The following is an 11738-nucleotide window of genomic DNA, read 5'->3' as shown; positions in this document are numbered from 1 at the left end:
GGCGGGTGGGCGTTCCGCCACGCGCGGCCCAGGCGGGCGGGGCGCCCAGCCCTTTGGCGGTGGTCCGAAAAAGATTTGTGCCTCCGGCGGGGATAGTTTTGGAGCTCCGAGAGGGGTGGGGGTGGCGCAGGCTTGCCGTCGTTGCGCTGTCGGCTTAGGGCTAGAACATGCGGATACTCTTTCTTGGCGATGTAATGGGGCGCGCGGGCCGGACGGCGGTGGCCGAGCGGCTGCCCAAGCTGCGGGCCAACTGGCGGCTCGATTTCGTGGTGGTCAACGGCGAGAATGCCACCTCCGGCGCGGGACTTTCGGCGGCCCATGCCAAGGGGCTGCTGGAGGCCGGGGCGGATGTGGTGACGCTCGGCGATCATGCCTTCGACCAGAAGGAGATGCTCAGCTACATCGGCAACGAGCCTCGCATCCTGCGCCCGATCAACTTTGCCAAGGACGCGCCGGGCAAGGGCTATCGGGTGTACGAAGCGCCGGGCGGGCGCAAGGTTCTGGTGGCACAGGTGCTGGGGCAGGTCTTCATGAAGCGGTGTTTCGATGATCCGTTTTCGGCCATCGAGCCGGTGCTGAAGAGCCATCCGCCGGGCGGGCTGGTGCAGGCGGCGCTGATCGACATGCACTGCGAGGCGACCTCCGAGAAGATGGGTATGGGGCACTTCTGCGACGGGCGCGCCAGCGTGGTGGTGGGCACCCATACCCATGTGCCGACGGGCGACGCGCAGCTGCTGCCACGGGGCACCGCCTTTCAGGCCGATGCGGGAATGTGCGGCGATTACAACTCAGTGATCGGAATGGAGCCCGATGAGCCGCTGCGCCGCTTCGTGACCGGCATGAGCAAGGGCCGCTTTCAACCCGCGATGGGTGAGGCCACGCTCTGCGGCCTCTATGTGGAAACGGATGATCGCACAGGGTTGGCCAAGCGGGTGGTGCAGGTGCGCCAGGGTGGGCGGCTGGAGCAATCCGGCCCGGCCTAGCCACGCAACCAGATCGGCCCCACCACGTTGTCTGCCTGACAAACGCGAAAGGACCGACATGACCGACAAGACTCTCTTCATCACCGGCGCCTCCTCCGGCATCGGGGCCGAAACCGCACGCGCTGCCGTGGCGCAGGGCTGGAACGTGGGGCTATTCGCCCGCTCGGCAGACAAGCTGGCCGCGCTGGTGGAGGAGTTGGGCGACATGGCCTTGGCGTTGCCCGGCGATGCCACATTGCTCGACGACCAGCAGGGCGCGATGAAGAAGCTGGCTGCGCATTTCGGCGGGGTCGATGCCGCCTTCGCCAACGCAGGCATGGGCCTCGACACGCCGGGCACCCGCGACGGCGACCCCGAGGAATGGGAGGCGATGATCCGCCTCAATATCCTTGGCGTGATGTGGACGGCCAAAGCGGCGAGCGCGCATTTTGACGGCGGCGGCCATCTGCTTCTGACCGGCTCCGCGGCAGGGCGGCGGCATATCAAGGGCTCGCTCTACGGCGCCACAAAGTGGTTTGTCCATGGCTACGGCGGCAACCTTGCCGAGGAGTTCCGCGAGTTCGGCGCGCGGGTGACGGTGGTTGCACCCGGCATGGTCGACACCGCTTTCTTCGACGAGCCCAAGCCCGACAAGCTGCAACCCGAGGATATCGCCCGCGCGGTTCTCTTCGCGCTGGAGGCCGACCCGCGCGCCAGTGTGCAGGAAGTCTTCGTGATGCCTACCGGCTGACCGCCCAGACCAGGGCGACGACGAGCACCCCCTGAAGCAGCCCGATAGCGTTCAGCCGACGGGCGAAGGGCTGCTTGAGCGTCTTGTGGCGCAGCAGTCGCTGGCCTGCCTTCGCCCCGCAGACACCGCCCAGGGCAGCAACGGTGAGAAGCGCAGCCTCGGAGATGCGGCGATCTCTCATGCGAGCTTTCGTCTTGTCCAAGCTGAAGAGCGCAAAGGCGAGAAGGTTGACGGCGCAGAAGAGCAGCGCGACGACGAGCCAAGGCGGCAAGGGCGTGCCAAGTGCAGCGAAGGTCATGCCGGACCGGCGCCAGTCAGAACAGCCGGTCGCCCTGCTCGTCGATCATCTGGCGCGCCTTGCGCAGGCTGGCCCCGATGGCGTCCTGTTCGTCGGCGATCACATCGGCACGGATCATGTGGTGGCGCTTGCCGTCTTTCTCGATCATTGCCCCGATGCGAAACCCGCCTGCCGCCTTCTCGGGGCAGGGGGTGATGGCAAAGCCCGCGTGCTCCACCGGCTCGGGCGCGGGCGGCTCGGATTTGCCGAAGAGTTTGGACAGCAGGGACATGGGGCTACTCCATCTGGTCGATGTAATAGGTAACGCAGTCCTGCACCCGGCGAAAGCGGTCGCCGCCCAGATGGGTGCCGCCAAACCAGCGGGTGACGATGATGACATGGTTGGTGAGGGCGGCGCGCTCCAGCATCCGCACGATCACCATGCCCGCGCCCGCCTCGCCATCGTCGTTCTTGATTGGGCCGTCCTCGGTGAGCAGTGCCCATGTGTTATGGGTCGCCTTGGCGAATTTCTTCTGCCGTTTCAGCTCTTTGACGAGGGCGAGGGCCTCGTCTTTCGAGGCGGCGGGGCCACCGGAGACGGCGTATTTGGAGCCGCGGTCGGTGAGGATATTGTCGTGGAGGGTGAGGGGCATGGGCTAACTGTAGTGGTAGCGGCAACTGACGATTTCGATAGCGTTGCCATGGATTCGGTAGACCAGCCGGTGTGCGTGGTTGATGCGGCGGGACACGAAGCCGGACAGGTCGCCTCTCAGCGCTTCAGGCTTGCCCGTGCCCTCGAAGGGGTGGCGCTGGCATTCCTTTATCAGGGCATTGATCTTGGCGATGAGCTTCTTGTCGGCCTTCTGCCAGTAGGTGTGGTGGCTCCAGGCCTCGGCGGTGAAGGTAACGTTCATTCCTTCGCCATGGCGTCCAACTCATCCATGGTCTTGGTGATAGTCTCGGCGGTATCGAGTTGGGCGATGGACCGGCGCAGCATGGCCGCGTTGGCCGGGTTGGCGAGAAGATAGGTGGTCTCGTCCAGCGCCTCGTAGTCTTCCAGCGAGAGCATGACCACCGGCTTGCCGCCCGCTCGGGTGACAAGCAGCGGCTCATGATCGGCGGTAACGGCATCCATCATCGCCGAGAGGTTCTTGCGCAGGTCGGTGGAGGAGGCGTGTTTCATGGGGTGGAGTGTACGTGATTGTGTACGGTGGAGCAAGGAGCTCACGTAGGGTGCGCATTCATGGCGCACCTTGGCTCATGCCGCACGATGCTCGCGATGCCAGGAGGTGCAATCCCAGTCCTCCGGTCGCTCGACCAAACCGTGTTTCACCGGTTTGACCCAACAATATTCAATGGCCGTGGCCTTGTCGGCCGGGCTACGCAGATGGTGCTCCCAGAACCTACGCTGCCAGAAGCCGTGCTCGCGCCGCTGGGCATGGCTCGCTCGGCGTGCAGAATGCGGGCGAGCACGCGAGACGCGGGCCTTAATCACGCTCCAGCGGGTTGCGTAGTCGGCATCCGTAGCCGGCAGCGTCCAGACGCAATGCAGGTGATCGGGCATCACGACCCAGGCGTCTATGTGAAAGGGGCGCTCCCGTTTGGTGACGCGAACGGCCTCGCGCAGGATGTGAACATTGTCGATGAGTTGGGAAGACCCGCGCCGCGCAATGCAGACCGTGAAGAAGATCGAGGCGCCATTCAGGCGAGGGCGGTGGTAGCAGGACATGACCCATCGTGTCACGCCATGGTTAACGGACCGCTAATCGACAAGAGACAGGTGCGCCATGAATGCGCACCCTACGGGGCGTGTAGGGTGCGCATTCATGGCGCACCCATCGACCCTCACTGATCCAGGAAACTCCGCAGCTTCCGGCTCCGGCTCGGGTGCTTTAGCTTCCTGAGCGCCTTCGCCTCGATCTGCCGGATACGTTCTCGCGTCACCGAGAATTGCTGGCCGACTTCTTCCAGCGTGTGGTCGGTGTTCATCCCGATGCCGAAGCGCATGCGCAGCACGCGCTCTTCGCGCGGCGTCAGGGACGCCAGAACGCGCGTCGTCGTCTCTTTCAGGTTCTCCTGAATGGCCGAATCCAGCGGCAGGACGGCGTTCTTGTCCTCGATGAAATCGCCGAGCTGGCTGTCTTCCTCGTCGCCGATGGGCGTTTCCAGAGAAATCGGCTCTTTGGCGATCTTCATCACCTTGCGGACCTTCTCCAGCGGCATCTGGAGCTTTTCGGCCAGTTCCTCGGGCGTCGGCTCGCGGCCGATCTCGTGGAGCATCTGGCGGCCGGTCCGCACCAGCTTGTTGATCGTCTCGATCATATGCACCGGGATGCGGATGGTGCGGGCCTGGTCGGCGATGGAGCGGGTGATCGCCTGGCGGATCCACCAAGTGGCGTAGGTGCTGAACTTGTAGCCGCGCCGATACTCGAACTTGTCGACGGCCTTCATCAGGCCGATGTTGCCTTCCTGAATGAGATCGAGGAACTGCAGGCCACGGTTGGTGTATTTCTTGGCAATGGAGATCACCAGGCGAAGGTTGGCTTCCACCATCTCCTTCTTGGCCTGGCGCGCTTCCTTCTCACCCTTCTGAACCTGCTGCACGATGCGGCGGAACTCGGGAATGTCGACGCCCACGTATTGGCCAACCTGTGCCATGTCCATCCGCAGGTCGGCGACCTTCTCGGCGGAGCGCTCGAACAGCGCCTGCCAGCCGCGGCCCGACTTCTCCGACATCCGGTCCATCCAGGTCGGGTCCAGCTCGTAGCCGCGATACTCGTCGATGAACTCGCGGCGGTTGAGGCGGGCCTGGTCGGCCAGCTTCACCATCGCGGAGTCGATCGACATGATCCGGCGGTTGATGCCGTAGAGCTGGTCGATCAGCGCCTCGATCCGGTTGTTATGCAGGTGAAGCTCGTTCACCAGCAGCACGATCTCGCCGCGCAGCTTCTGGTACTTCTTCTCGGCCTTGTCGGAGAAGGAGCCATCCTCGTTCAGCGTGGCCGACATCCGCTGGTCCTGCATCTCGGCCAGTTCGGTGTAGTCGCGGGCGATCACGTCGAGCATTTCCAGCACGCGCGGCTTCAGCGCGGCCTCCATGGCGGCGAGCGACATATTCGCCTGCTCGTCGTCGTCATCGTCGTCATCGTCGTCGCTGGAAATCGGGTTGCCGTCGGCGTCGAGCTCCTGCTTCTCTTCCTTCTTGTCCTCGTCCGACGCGGGGGCGGCCTCGGCCACCTCTTCCTCGTCCTCCTCGTCCCCGTCGAGGCCGCGGCCAAAGGTGGTTTCGAGGTCGATCACGTCGCGCAGCAGAATGTCTTCGTTGAGAAGTTCCTCGCGCCAGATGGTGATGGCCTGGAAAGTCAGCGGGCTTTCGCAGAGCCCGGCGATCATGGTGTTCCGACCGGCCTCGATGCGTTTGGCGATGGCAATCTCGCCCTCGCGGCTCAGCAGCTCCACCGAGCCCATCTCGCGCAGGTACATGCGCACCGGGTCATCGGTGCGGTCGAGCTTTTCGGTCTCTGTCTGGGCGACGGCAACTTCGCGCGACGAGGAGGTTTCGACAACGGCGGTCGAGCCCTTGCCCTCGTCTTCATCCTCGTTCTCGTCGTCTTCTGTCACCTGGATGCCCATCTCGGAGAGCATCGACATGACATCCTCGATCTGGTCGGACGAGACCTGATCGGGCGGCAGAACCTGGTTGAGCTGATCGTAGGTGATGTAGCCGCGTTCGCGCGCCTCGGCGATCATCTTCTTCACCGCCGCCTGGCTCACGTCGAGCATCGGCTCGGCTTCGCTGTCGTCGGGCTTGTTGTCGTCGTTGTCCTTGGCGGCCATCTAGCTCTCCTGAAGGGCGTTCCGGGCGGTCCGGGGGAACGCGCGATTCGGGGTTCCCGAATCAATAGCGCGAATCACCGGAGATTCCAGCAGAAGCCCATAAAAATTGATGTGAAAGGCGCGCGCCCTGTGGCGGGAATGTCGACAATGCGACTCAATTCCCTTTGCAGCGCGGCTTCTGGTGTCCGATCTGCTCCAGCAGGGCGTCGAGGCTGGCGCGCTCATGGCGGTCGAGGCGGGCGCCGTTGGGGGCGATGTCATAGTCGGCCTTGTCGGTCTCGTGGTTATGTGCGGCGCGGTGCCGGGCTTCCGAAGCCTGCCCCAAACGCCAGGTCAGGCCCTCGTCGGCCAGCCCGTCGATCTGGTGCATCGCCTCGGCGATCTCCCGCGCGGCCCCGCGATCGGCAGAAAGGATTGCGAAATCCTGGGCGAGACACATGCGAGCAAGCTCCATATCGCCGGGATTGCGGATGCAGGGCGCAATGCGGACATGTGCCGGTGTGAACAGCTTTTCAAGGGCGGCTGCGCCAAATTCTGCTTCCAGCGCGCTGCGCGGATCGGGGGCATCGGCATGGGCGAGCAGGGCCATCGCCAGCGCGGCATGGCCGTCACCCTTCCAGTCGAGTTCCTCGATGGCATGGGCAAACTCGTCGGCCAACTCGGGATGCGTGAGAAGCGTGGCGAGGATCACCGCCTCGCGCAGGTGCTCCTCGATCTCGGCCCCCGCCGCCGCCAGCAGCGAGCTGCGGGTGGAGGGCGTGGGCAGGGCAGGCAGGGGCGCGCCGCGCGGGCGCCACTGGCGCTGCTGGCCGGGCTGCGCGGGCGCCGCGGAGGCGCTGCGGCGCGGGTTGAAGAGCTCCCACTTCCGCTGCTTGAAGTCTTCCTCGTAGTGCCGTCGCACATCGGCATCCCGGATCAGCGCAGTGGCGGCCCGCAGCGACGCGTCCAGCGCGGCGCGGCGCTCGGGGCTGTCGAGCGCGCGATCTTCGGTTTCGCGCCGCCAGAGCAGGGCGGAGAGCGGCTCGGCCCGCTCAAGCACCGCCTGCATCGCGGGCGGGCCCTCGGCGCGCAGCAGGTCGTCGGGGTCTTTGCCCTCGGGCAGCAGCGCAAAGCGCAAGCTCCGGCCCGGGCCGATCTCGGGCAGGGCCATGTCGATGAGGCGCATCGCGGCGCGCAGGCCTGCCTTGTCGCCGTCGAGCGCCACCACCGGCTCGGGCGACATGCGCCACAGCAGTTGCAGCTGATCTTCGGTGATCGCGGTGCCCAGCGGCGCGACGGCGGCACCGAAGCCCGCCTCGCTGAGCGCGATCACATCCATGTAGCCCTCGCCCACGATCAGCGTCTGCCCCTTGCCCACCGCGCCGCGCGCCTGCTGATGGTTGAAGAGCACGCGCCCCTTGTCAAAGAGCGGACCCTCGGAGCTGTTCAGGTATTTCGCATTGTCCGCCGGGTCCATCGCGCGACCGCCGAAGGCGATGCAGCGGCCCCGGATATCACGGATCGGAAACATGATGCGGTTGCGGAAGGCATCATAGGGCGCGCGGCCCTTGTCGCTCTCGCGCAGCAGGCGGCAGGCGAGCATGTCATCCACGCTCACGCCCTTCCCAACAAGCGCCTCACGCAGCCCTTCCCAGCCTGGAGGGGCAAAGCCGAGGCCCCAGCGCTCCTGCGCCTCCTCGCCCAGCCCGCGCCCGGCGAGGTAGCTGCGGGTTTCGGCCCCGGCGGCGGTTTTCAGCTGCAGGCGAAACCACTGCACCGCCTGCTCCATCACCTCGGTCAGCCGGGTCGTGGTATCGGCCTTCTCCTGCGCCCTCGGGTCGCGCGCGGGCATCTGCATGCCCGCTTCCCCAGCAAGAATCTCCACCGCCTCCATGAAACCAACGTTCTCGGTCTCGCGGACAAAGCTGATGGCGTCGCCCTTCGCATGGCATCCGAAGCAGTAATAGAACCCCTGCTTGTCATCGACGTGGAAGCTGGCCGTTTTCTCGTGGTGGAACGGGCAGGGCGCCCACATGTCGCCCTTGCCCTGGTTGGATTTCTTCCGGTCCCACATGACCTTGCGGCCCACCACGTCAGATAGCGACAGGCGGGTGCGCAACTCGTCAAGGAATCCGGGTGGCAGCGACATAGACCATATATCGGGCCGCGCGGCGGATTCGTCCAGCAGATGGGCTGCGGGGTGCTGCGGAGGGGGCAGGCCTTAGCGGTGGCCTAGTCGCGCGCCTTCTTCCGGCCCGGCTCCCGGCCAAGGCCGCGCTCCAGCCGGTCGGCAAAGGCCGCGCGCTCTTCGGGGCTCATCCGCTCCAGCCGGTCCAGCAGGATCTCGTGTCCGATCTGCTGGCTGTCGGAGATGGCCGCGCGCTGGGCAGCCATCTGCTCGGCCATCGCGGCGCGGTCGAAGGGCTCGGCGCGCAGCGTGGCAAGGGTGGCCTCGAAGGCGCTGCGCAGGGTGTCACGGTTGGCCCGCAGGGCCCCGCGCCGGGCCTCTATGGCCTCCTTCAAACCGTCGCGGCTTTCACGTGGGATGGCGCGTGCGTAGGGGCCGAAGCCCAGTTCGCGCGTCACCCGCTCCCCCCGCTTGCTGCCGTCGCGGTGCTTGTCGCCATGGGTGATCCAGGCCCCGAGCACGAGGCCCGCCACGGCGAGGTTCGCGGCCAGCGAGAGCACCAGCACAACGCGCATCCAGCGGCGACGCGGGCGCGGGGTGTCTTCGGGCGGGGGCGGTTGCAGGTCTGTCATCTTCGTTCTCAGCCGTCTGTCAGCAGGTCGGCATAGGCCATGTCGTAGCCCAGCAGGTCATCGTCCGCTACGGCTTCGCTTGCGCTCGCGGGGGCAAAGAGGCTTGCCGTCACGTTTGAAACCGCCTCGGGCGGGCTTGCGCCGAACCAGACGCCGGCCACCGTCGCAGCGGCCAGCCCGGCAAGACCCGGTGCGCCACCGATGGCGGCAAGGAGTGCGGCGAAGATGCCGCGGCGCGGAGCGGGGTAGGGGGCGGCCTGCGCAGGCACAGCGGCCAGCGCATCCTGCACGCCGTAGCCATCTTCCAGCACCCGCGCCAAAAGCTCTGGAGAGGGCTCTGCCGCGACTGCTTCATCGGCGCAGGCGGCGGAGAAGAAGCTCTCCAGCAGGGCCTCCTCGGAGGCGGTCAGCTTGTCGTCATGGTCAGCCATCGCTCAACCCCAGTTCTGCGCGGGCACCCCTCAGCCGGGCCGCCAGTGCGCGTTTGCCGCGAGCGATCAGACTTTCGACCGCCTCCACGGAAATGTCCATCTGCCGGGCAATCACCGGATTGCCCAGGCCTTCTATGTGCCGCAGCCGCACCGCCTCGCCTTGCCGCTCGGGCAACTCGGAGAGAGCGGCATAAAGCGCCTGCGCGCGCTCCTCGGCCTGCATCTGCTCCACCACTCCGGCCCGCTCGTCTTCGGGCTCGGGGATGCTGTCCAGCGCCTGCCCCCGCTTCTTGCGCAGCCGGTCGGTGCAGAGGTTGCGGGCCACCTGATAGAGCCAGGTGCTCACCTTTGCTTCGCCTGCGCGCCAGTCCGGCGCGATCTTCCACAGCCGCATCATCGCCTCCTGCGCCACGTCCTCGGCCTCGGCCCTGTCGGCCAGCCTGCGGGTGGCGAGGCCCAGCACCATCGGCGTCAGCCGGAGGGTGAGCATCCGCGCAGCCGCGCGGTCGCCACCGGCGAACCGGGCCAGGAGCACGTCGTCTTCGGGCTCTGTTGGCGCATCGAGGGGCATGTGCATCGCCTGTCAGTAACCGGTCTTACCTGTGGTCTCAACGCCCCGCCCACGTAGGCAGGGCCCCCTCCCCGCGCGTCTCGGGGGATGACGCGACACGCGGGGAGGGAAGCTTCGAAACGGCGCGGATCAGTTCCGGCGGTAGTGGCCATGTCCTTTGCCACCCCGCTCGTCGCCACCGCGATGCGCGCCACGGTCGTGGTCGCGGTCGCGGCCCCACATGCCACGCCCTTCACCGCGCTCGGCGAGGAAGGCCATGGCCGTCTCGAATTCCTGCTCGCTCACCGTGCCGTCATCGTTGGTGTCCATCCGCTCGAACAGGGTGTCGAGCATCTGGGCCCGGCGCTCCTGCGCCCGTTCGGGGCGGCCTGCGGCAAACTCCTCGGCGGAGACGGTGCCGTTGCCATCCGTGTCGAGCCGCTCGATCATCCGCTCGGCGCGTTGCGTGCGGCGGGCCTCTTCGCGGGCCTGTGCTGCGGCGGCCAGCTCCTCGGCGCTGATCTCACCGTCGCCATTGGCATCGGCACGGGCAAAGCGCACCGCGTCACCGGCGGCGAGCTCTTCAGCAGAAAGGCTGCCGTCACCGTTGGTGTCGAGTTCGGCAAAGCTGGGCGGCGTCGGGTCGGCGCCCGGGCCCATGCCCATTCCGCCCATTCCGCCGCCTGGGCCACGGGCTTCGGCCATCGGGGCCACAGTAAGGCCGGTGGCGATGAGAGTGGTCAGAAGCAATACGCGTTTCATGTGTCGTGTCCTCCTTGGGAGTGCTCGTGGTTGGTTGCCTCCGGGCCGTCTTGCTGGCCCGTTGATGCTTCTCAAACGGGCGGCGGCGCGGCTTCCGTCGGTGCGGTGCAGCTTTTTTCGGCCACTGGTTTTGCGACATCCCGCCGCAAGGACAATCTGTGCCCTCACACCAAGGCGCCCATTGCGCTACTTAAGTCGTAGCGAAGGGGTGTGCTTCGGCAGCGTGCCACGATGGCCCGGCCCCACACAGGAAACATGGATGCCCGCAAGATGTCGTCAGAGAGTGCCCTGGCCGATCCGGCCATGATTGAAGATCGTGAATCCAAGACCGCCATGCTGCGCGGCTGGCGCCGACGGTGCCCGAGCTGCGGCAACGGGCCGATGATGGCGGGCTACCTCAAGGTGCGCGATGCCTGCCCGGTGTGCGAGGAAGAGCTGCATCACCAGCGCGCCGATGATGGCCCCGCCTACCTGACCATCGTCATCGTGGGCCACATCCTCGCGCCGCTCATCCTCTTCGTGTATTCCACTTTCCGCCCCGATCCGCTGATCATGGCCACCGGGTTTTCGGTTGGCTGCGTTGCGCTTTCGCTCTACCTTCTGCCCCGGCTGAAAGGGCTGATGGTCGGCCTGCAATGGGCCAAGCGGATGCACGGCTTCGGCGGCGAGCGCGGCTGACCGGTCCGCTCCCTCAGCCGCCAGATCCGGGCGAGAGGCGCATGGACAAGACACAACTCCGCGACGCGGCGACGATCATCCTCTACCGCGAGGGCGCGGAAGGGGTCGAGGTGCTGATGGGCCAGCGCGGCGCATCGGCGGCCTTCATGCCGAACAAGTTCGTCTTTCCCGGCGGCGCGGTGGATGCGGTGGATGCGACCGTGCCCTTCGCCACCGGCCCCGACCCGCTCTGCGCGGCGCGGCTGGCGCTGGAGGCGGGTGAAGGGCAGGTGACCGCCTTTCTGGCCGCCGCAGTGCGCGAACTCTGGGAAGAGACCGGCCTGATCCTCGGCGTGCCCGGCGCATGGCCCGGCGCGGCACCGAAAGGCTGGCGCGGCTTTGCCGCCACCGGCCACCTGCCTTCCGCCGAGGGGCTGCGCTTTGTCTACCGCGCCGTGACCCCGCCGGGCCGCCCCCGCCGGTTCGACGCCCGTTTCTTCCTTGCGCCTGCCAGCCGGGTGTCGGGCGACGCGGATGATTTTTCGCGCGCCGAAGACGAGCTGTCGCTGCTGCAATGGATCCCGCTCACCCGCGCCCGCAGCTTCGATCTGCCCTTCATCACCGAGGTGGTTCTGGGCGAGGTGGCGGAGCTGACCGGCCATGACGCGCCGCCTGACGGGGTGCCCTTCGTGAAGAATGACGATCTGGTGGCAGGCATTCGGCGGTTGCGCTGATTGAGAGGGCAGGAGCGGGGGGCCAGCCCCCCGCACCC

Annotated in this window: 16 protein-coding genes; 4 read left to right on the top strand and 12 right to left on the bottom strand. The window is 66.6% G+C overall.

Annotated elements, in window-relative coordinates; genetic code table 11:
• Positions 1 to 167: 167 nt before the first annotated feature.
• Positions 168 to 983, top strand: a complete 816-nt coding sequence (locus tag DYI42_RS21295; RefSeq protein ID WP_213548786.1) for a TIGR00282 family metallophosphoesterase — start codon at positions 168 to 170, stop codon at positions 981 to 983.
• Positions 984 to 1041: 58 nt separating this feature from the next.
• On the top strand, positions 1042 to 1713 hold the full coding sequence (locus DYI42_RS21290) for an SDR family oxidoreductase (protein ID WP_213548784.1): 672 nt from the start codon (positions 1042 to 1044) through the stop codon (positions 1711 to 1713).
• Here DYI42_RS21290 and DYI42_RS21285 read toward each other — a convergent pair.
• The 12 genes from DYI42_RS21285 to DYI42_RS21230 all read right to left on the bottom strand — a co-directional run bounded on the left by DYI42_RS21285 (position 1703) and on the right by DYI42_RS21230 (position 10309).
• On the bottom strand, positions 1703 to 2011 hold the full coding sequence (locus DYI42_RS21285) for a DUF1294 domain-containing protein (RefSeq protein ID WP_213548782.1): 309 nt from the start codon (positions 2009 to 2011) through the stop codon (positions 1703 to 1705). The genes DYI42_RS21290 and DYI42_RS21285 overlap by 11 nt on opposite strands.
• 16 nt (positions 2012 to 2027) lie before the next feature.
• On the bottom strand, positions 2028 to 2282 hold the full coding sequence (locus DYI42_RS21280) for an HlyU family transcriptional regulator (protein WP_213548780.1): 255 nt from the start codon (positions 2280 to 2282) through the stop codon (positions 2028 to 2030).
• Between the two features lie 4 nt (positions 2283 to 2286).
• The gene (locus DYI42_RS21275) at positions 2287 to 2643 is read right to left on the bottom strand and encodes a YigZ family protein (RefSeq protein WP_213548778.1); all 357 of its coding nucleotides are present in this window, start codon (positions 2641 to 2643) and stop codon (positions 2287 to 2289) included.
• Positions 2644 to 2646: 3 nt separating this feature from the next.
• A complete protein-coding gene (locus DYI42_RS21270) occupies positions 2647 to 2904 on the bottom strand; it encodes a Txe/YoeB family addiction module toxin (protein WP_213548776.1) in 258 nt (85 codons plus the stop codon).
• Entirely contained in the window at positions 2901 to 3173 is a 273-nt protein-coding gene (locus DYI42_RS21265; RefSeq protein WP_213548774.1) for a type II toxin-antitoxin system Phd/YefM family antitoxin, read from the bottom strand. Before DYI42_RS21265 ends, DYI42_RS21270 begins: the two co-directional genes overlap by 4 nt.
• A 75-nt stretch (positions 3174 to 3248) precedes the next feature.
• The gene (locus tag DYI42_RS21260) at positions 3249 to 3719 is read right to left on the bottom strand and encodes an REP-associated tyrosine transposase (protein ID WP_213548772.1); all 471 of its coding nucleotides are present in this window, start codon (positions 3717 to 3719) and stop codon (positions 3249 to 3251) included.
• A gap of 116 nt (positions 3720 to 3835) precedes the next feature.
• Positions 3836 to 5827, bottom strand: coding sequence for an RNA polymerase sigma factor RpoD (rpoD, locus tag DYI42_RS21255; protein ID WP_213548770.1), 1992 nt, complete (start codon positions 5825 to 5827; stop codon positions 3836 to 3838).
• Between the two features lie 154 nt (positions 5828 to 5981).
• On the bottom strand, positions 5982 to 7955 hold the full coding sequence (gene dnaG / locus DYI42_RS21250; RefSeq protein WP_213548768.1) for a DNA primase: 1974 nt from the start codon (positions 7953 to 7955) through the stop codon (positions 5982 to 5984).
• A gap of 83 nt (positions 7956 to 8038) precedes the next feature.
• Positions 8039 to 8566, bottom strand: coding sequence for a periplasmic heavy metal sensor (locus tag DYI42_RS21245; RefSeq protein WP_213548766.1), 528 nt, complete (start codon positions 8564 to 8566; stop codon positions 8039 to 8041).
• 8 nt (positions 8567 to 8574) lie between these two features.
• Complete coding sequence (locus DYI42_RS21240) at positions 8575 to 8997, bottom strand: dihydroorotate dehydrogenase (RefSeq protein ID WP_213548764.1); 423 nt, start codon at positions 8995 to 8997, stop codon at positions 8575 to 8577.
• Positions 8990 to 9574 (bottom strand): RNA polymerase sigma factor, encoded by a 585-nt coding sequence (locus DYI42_RS21235; RefSeq protein ID WP_213548762.1) that lies wholly within the window; start codon positions 9572 to 9574, stop codon positions 8990 to 8992. The genes DYI42_RS21240 and DYI42_RS21235 overlap by 8 nt, the downstream gene beginning before the upstream one ends.
• A gap of 123 nt (positions 9575 to 9697) precedes the next feature.
• On the bottom strand, positions 9698 to 10309 hold the full coding sequence (locus DYI42_RS21230; RefSeq protein WP_213548760.1) for an EF-hand domain-containing protein: 612 nt from the start codon (positions 10307 to 10309) through the stop codon (positions 9698 to 9700).
• Between the two features lie 303 nt (positions 10310 to 10612).
• Between DYI42_RS21230 and DYI42_RS21225 the strand changes: the two genes are divergently transcribed.
• Both DYI42_RS21225 and DYI42_RS21220 read left to right on the top strand, forming a co-directional pair.
• The gene (locus tag DYI42_RS21225) at positions 10613 to 10987 is read left to right on the top strand and encodes a DUF983 domain-containing protein (protein WP_244868067.1); all 375 of its coding nucleotides are present in this window, start codon (positions 10613 to 10615) and stop codon (positions 10985 to 10987) included.
• A 41-nt stretch (positions 10988 to 11028) separates the two neighbouring features.
• Positions 11029 to 11700 (top strand): NUDIX hydrolase, encoded by a 672-nt coding sequence (locus DYI42_RS21220; RefSeq protein ID WP_213548758.1) that lies wholly within the window; start codon positions 11029 to 11031, stop codon positions 11698 to 11700.
• Positions 11701 to 11738: the final 38 nt, after the last annotated feature.

It is taken from the genome of Vannielia litorea, assembly GCF_018424695.1.
Lineage (GTDB): Bacteria > Pseudomonadota > Alphaproteobacteria > Rhodobacterales > Rhodobacteraceae > Vannielia > Vannielia litorea_A.
The sequence above is the reverse complement of the archived record's forward strand: the minus strand, read 5'-3'. Positions and strand labels throughout refer to the sequence as shown.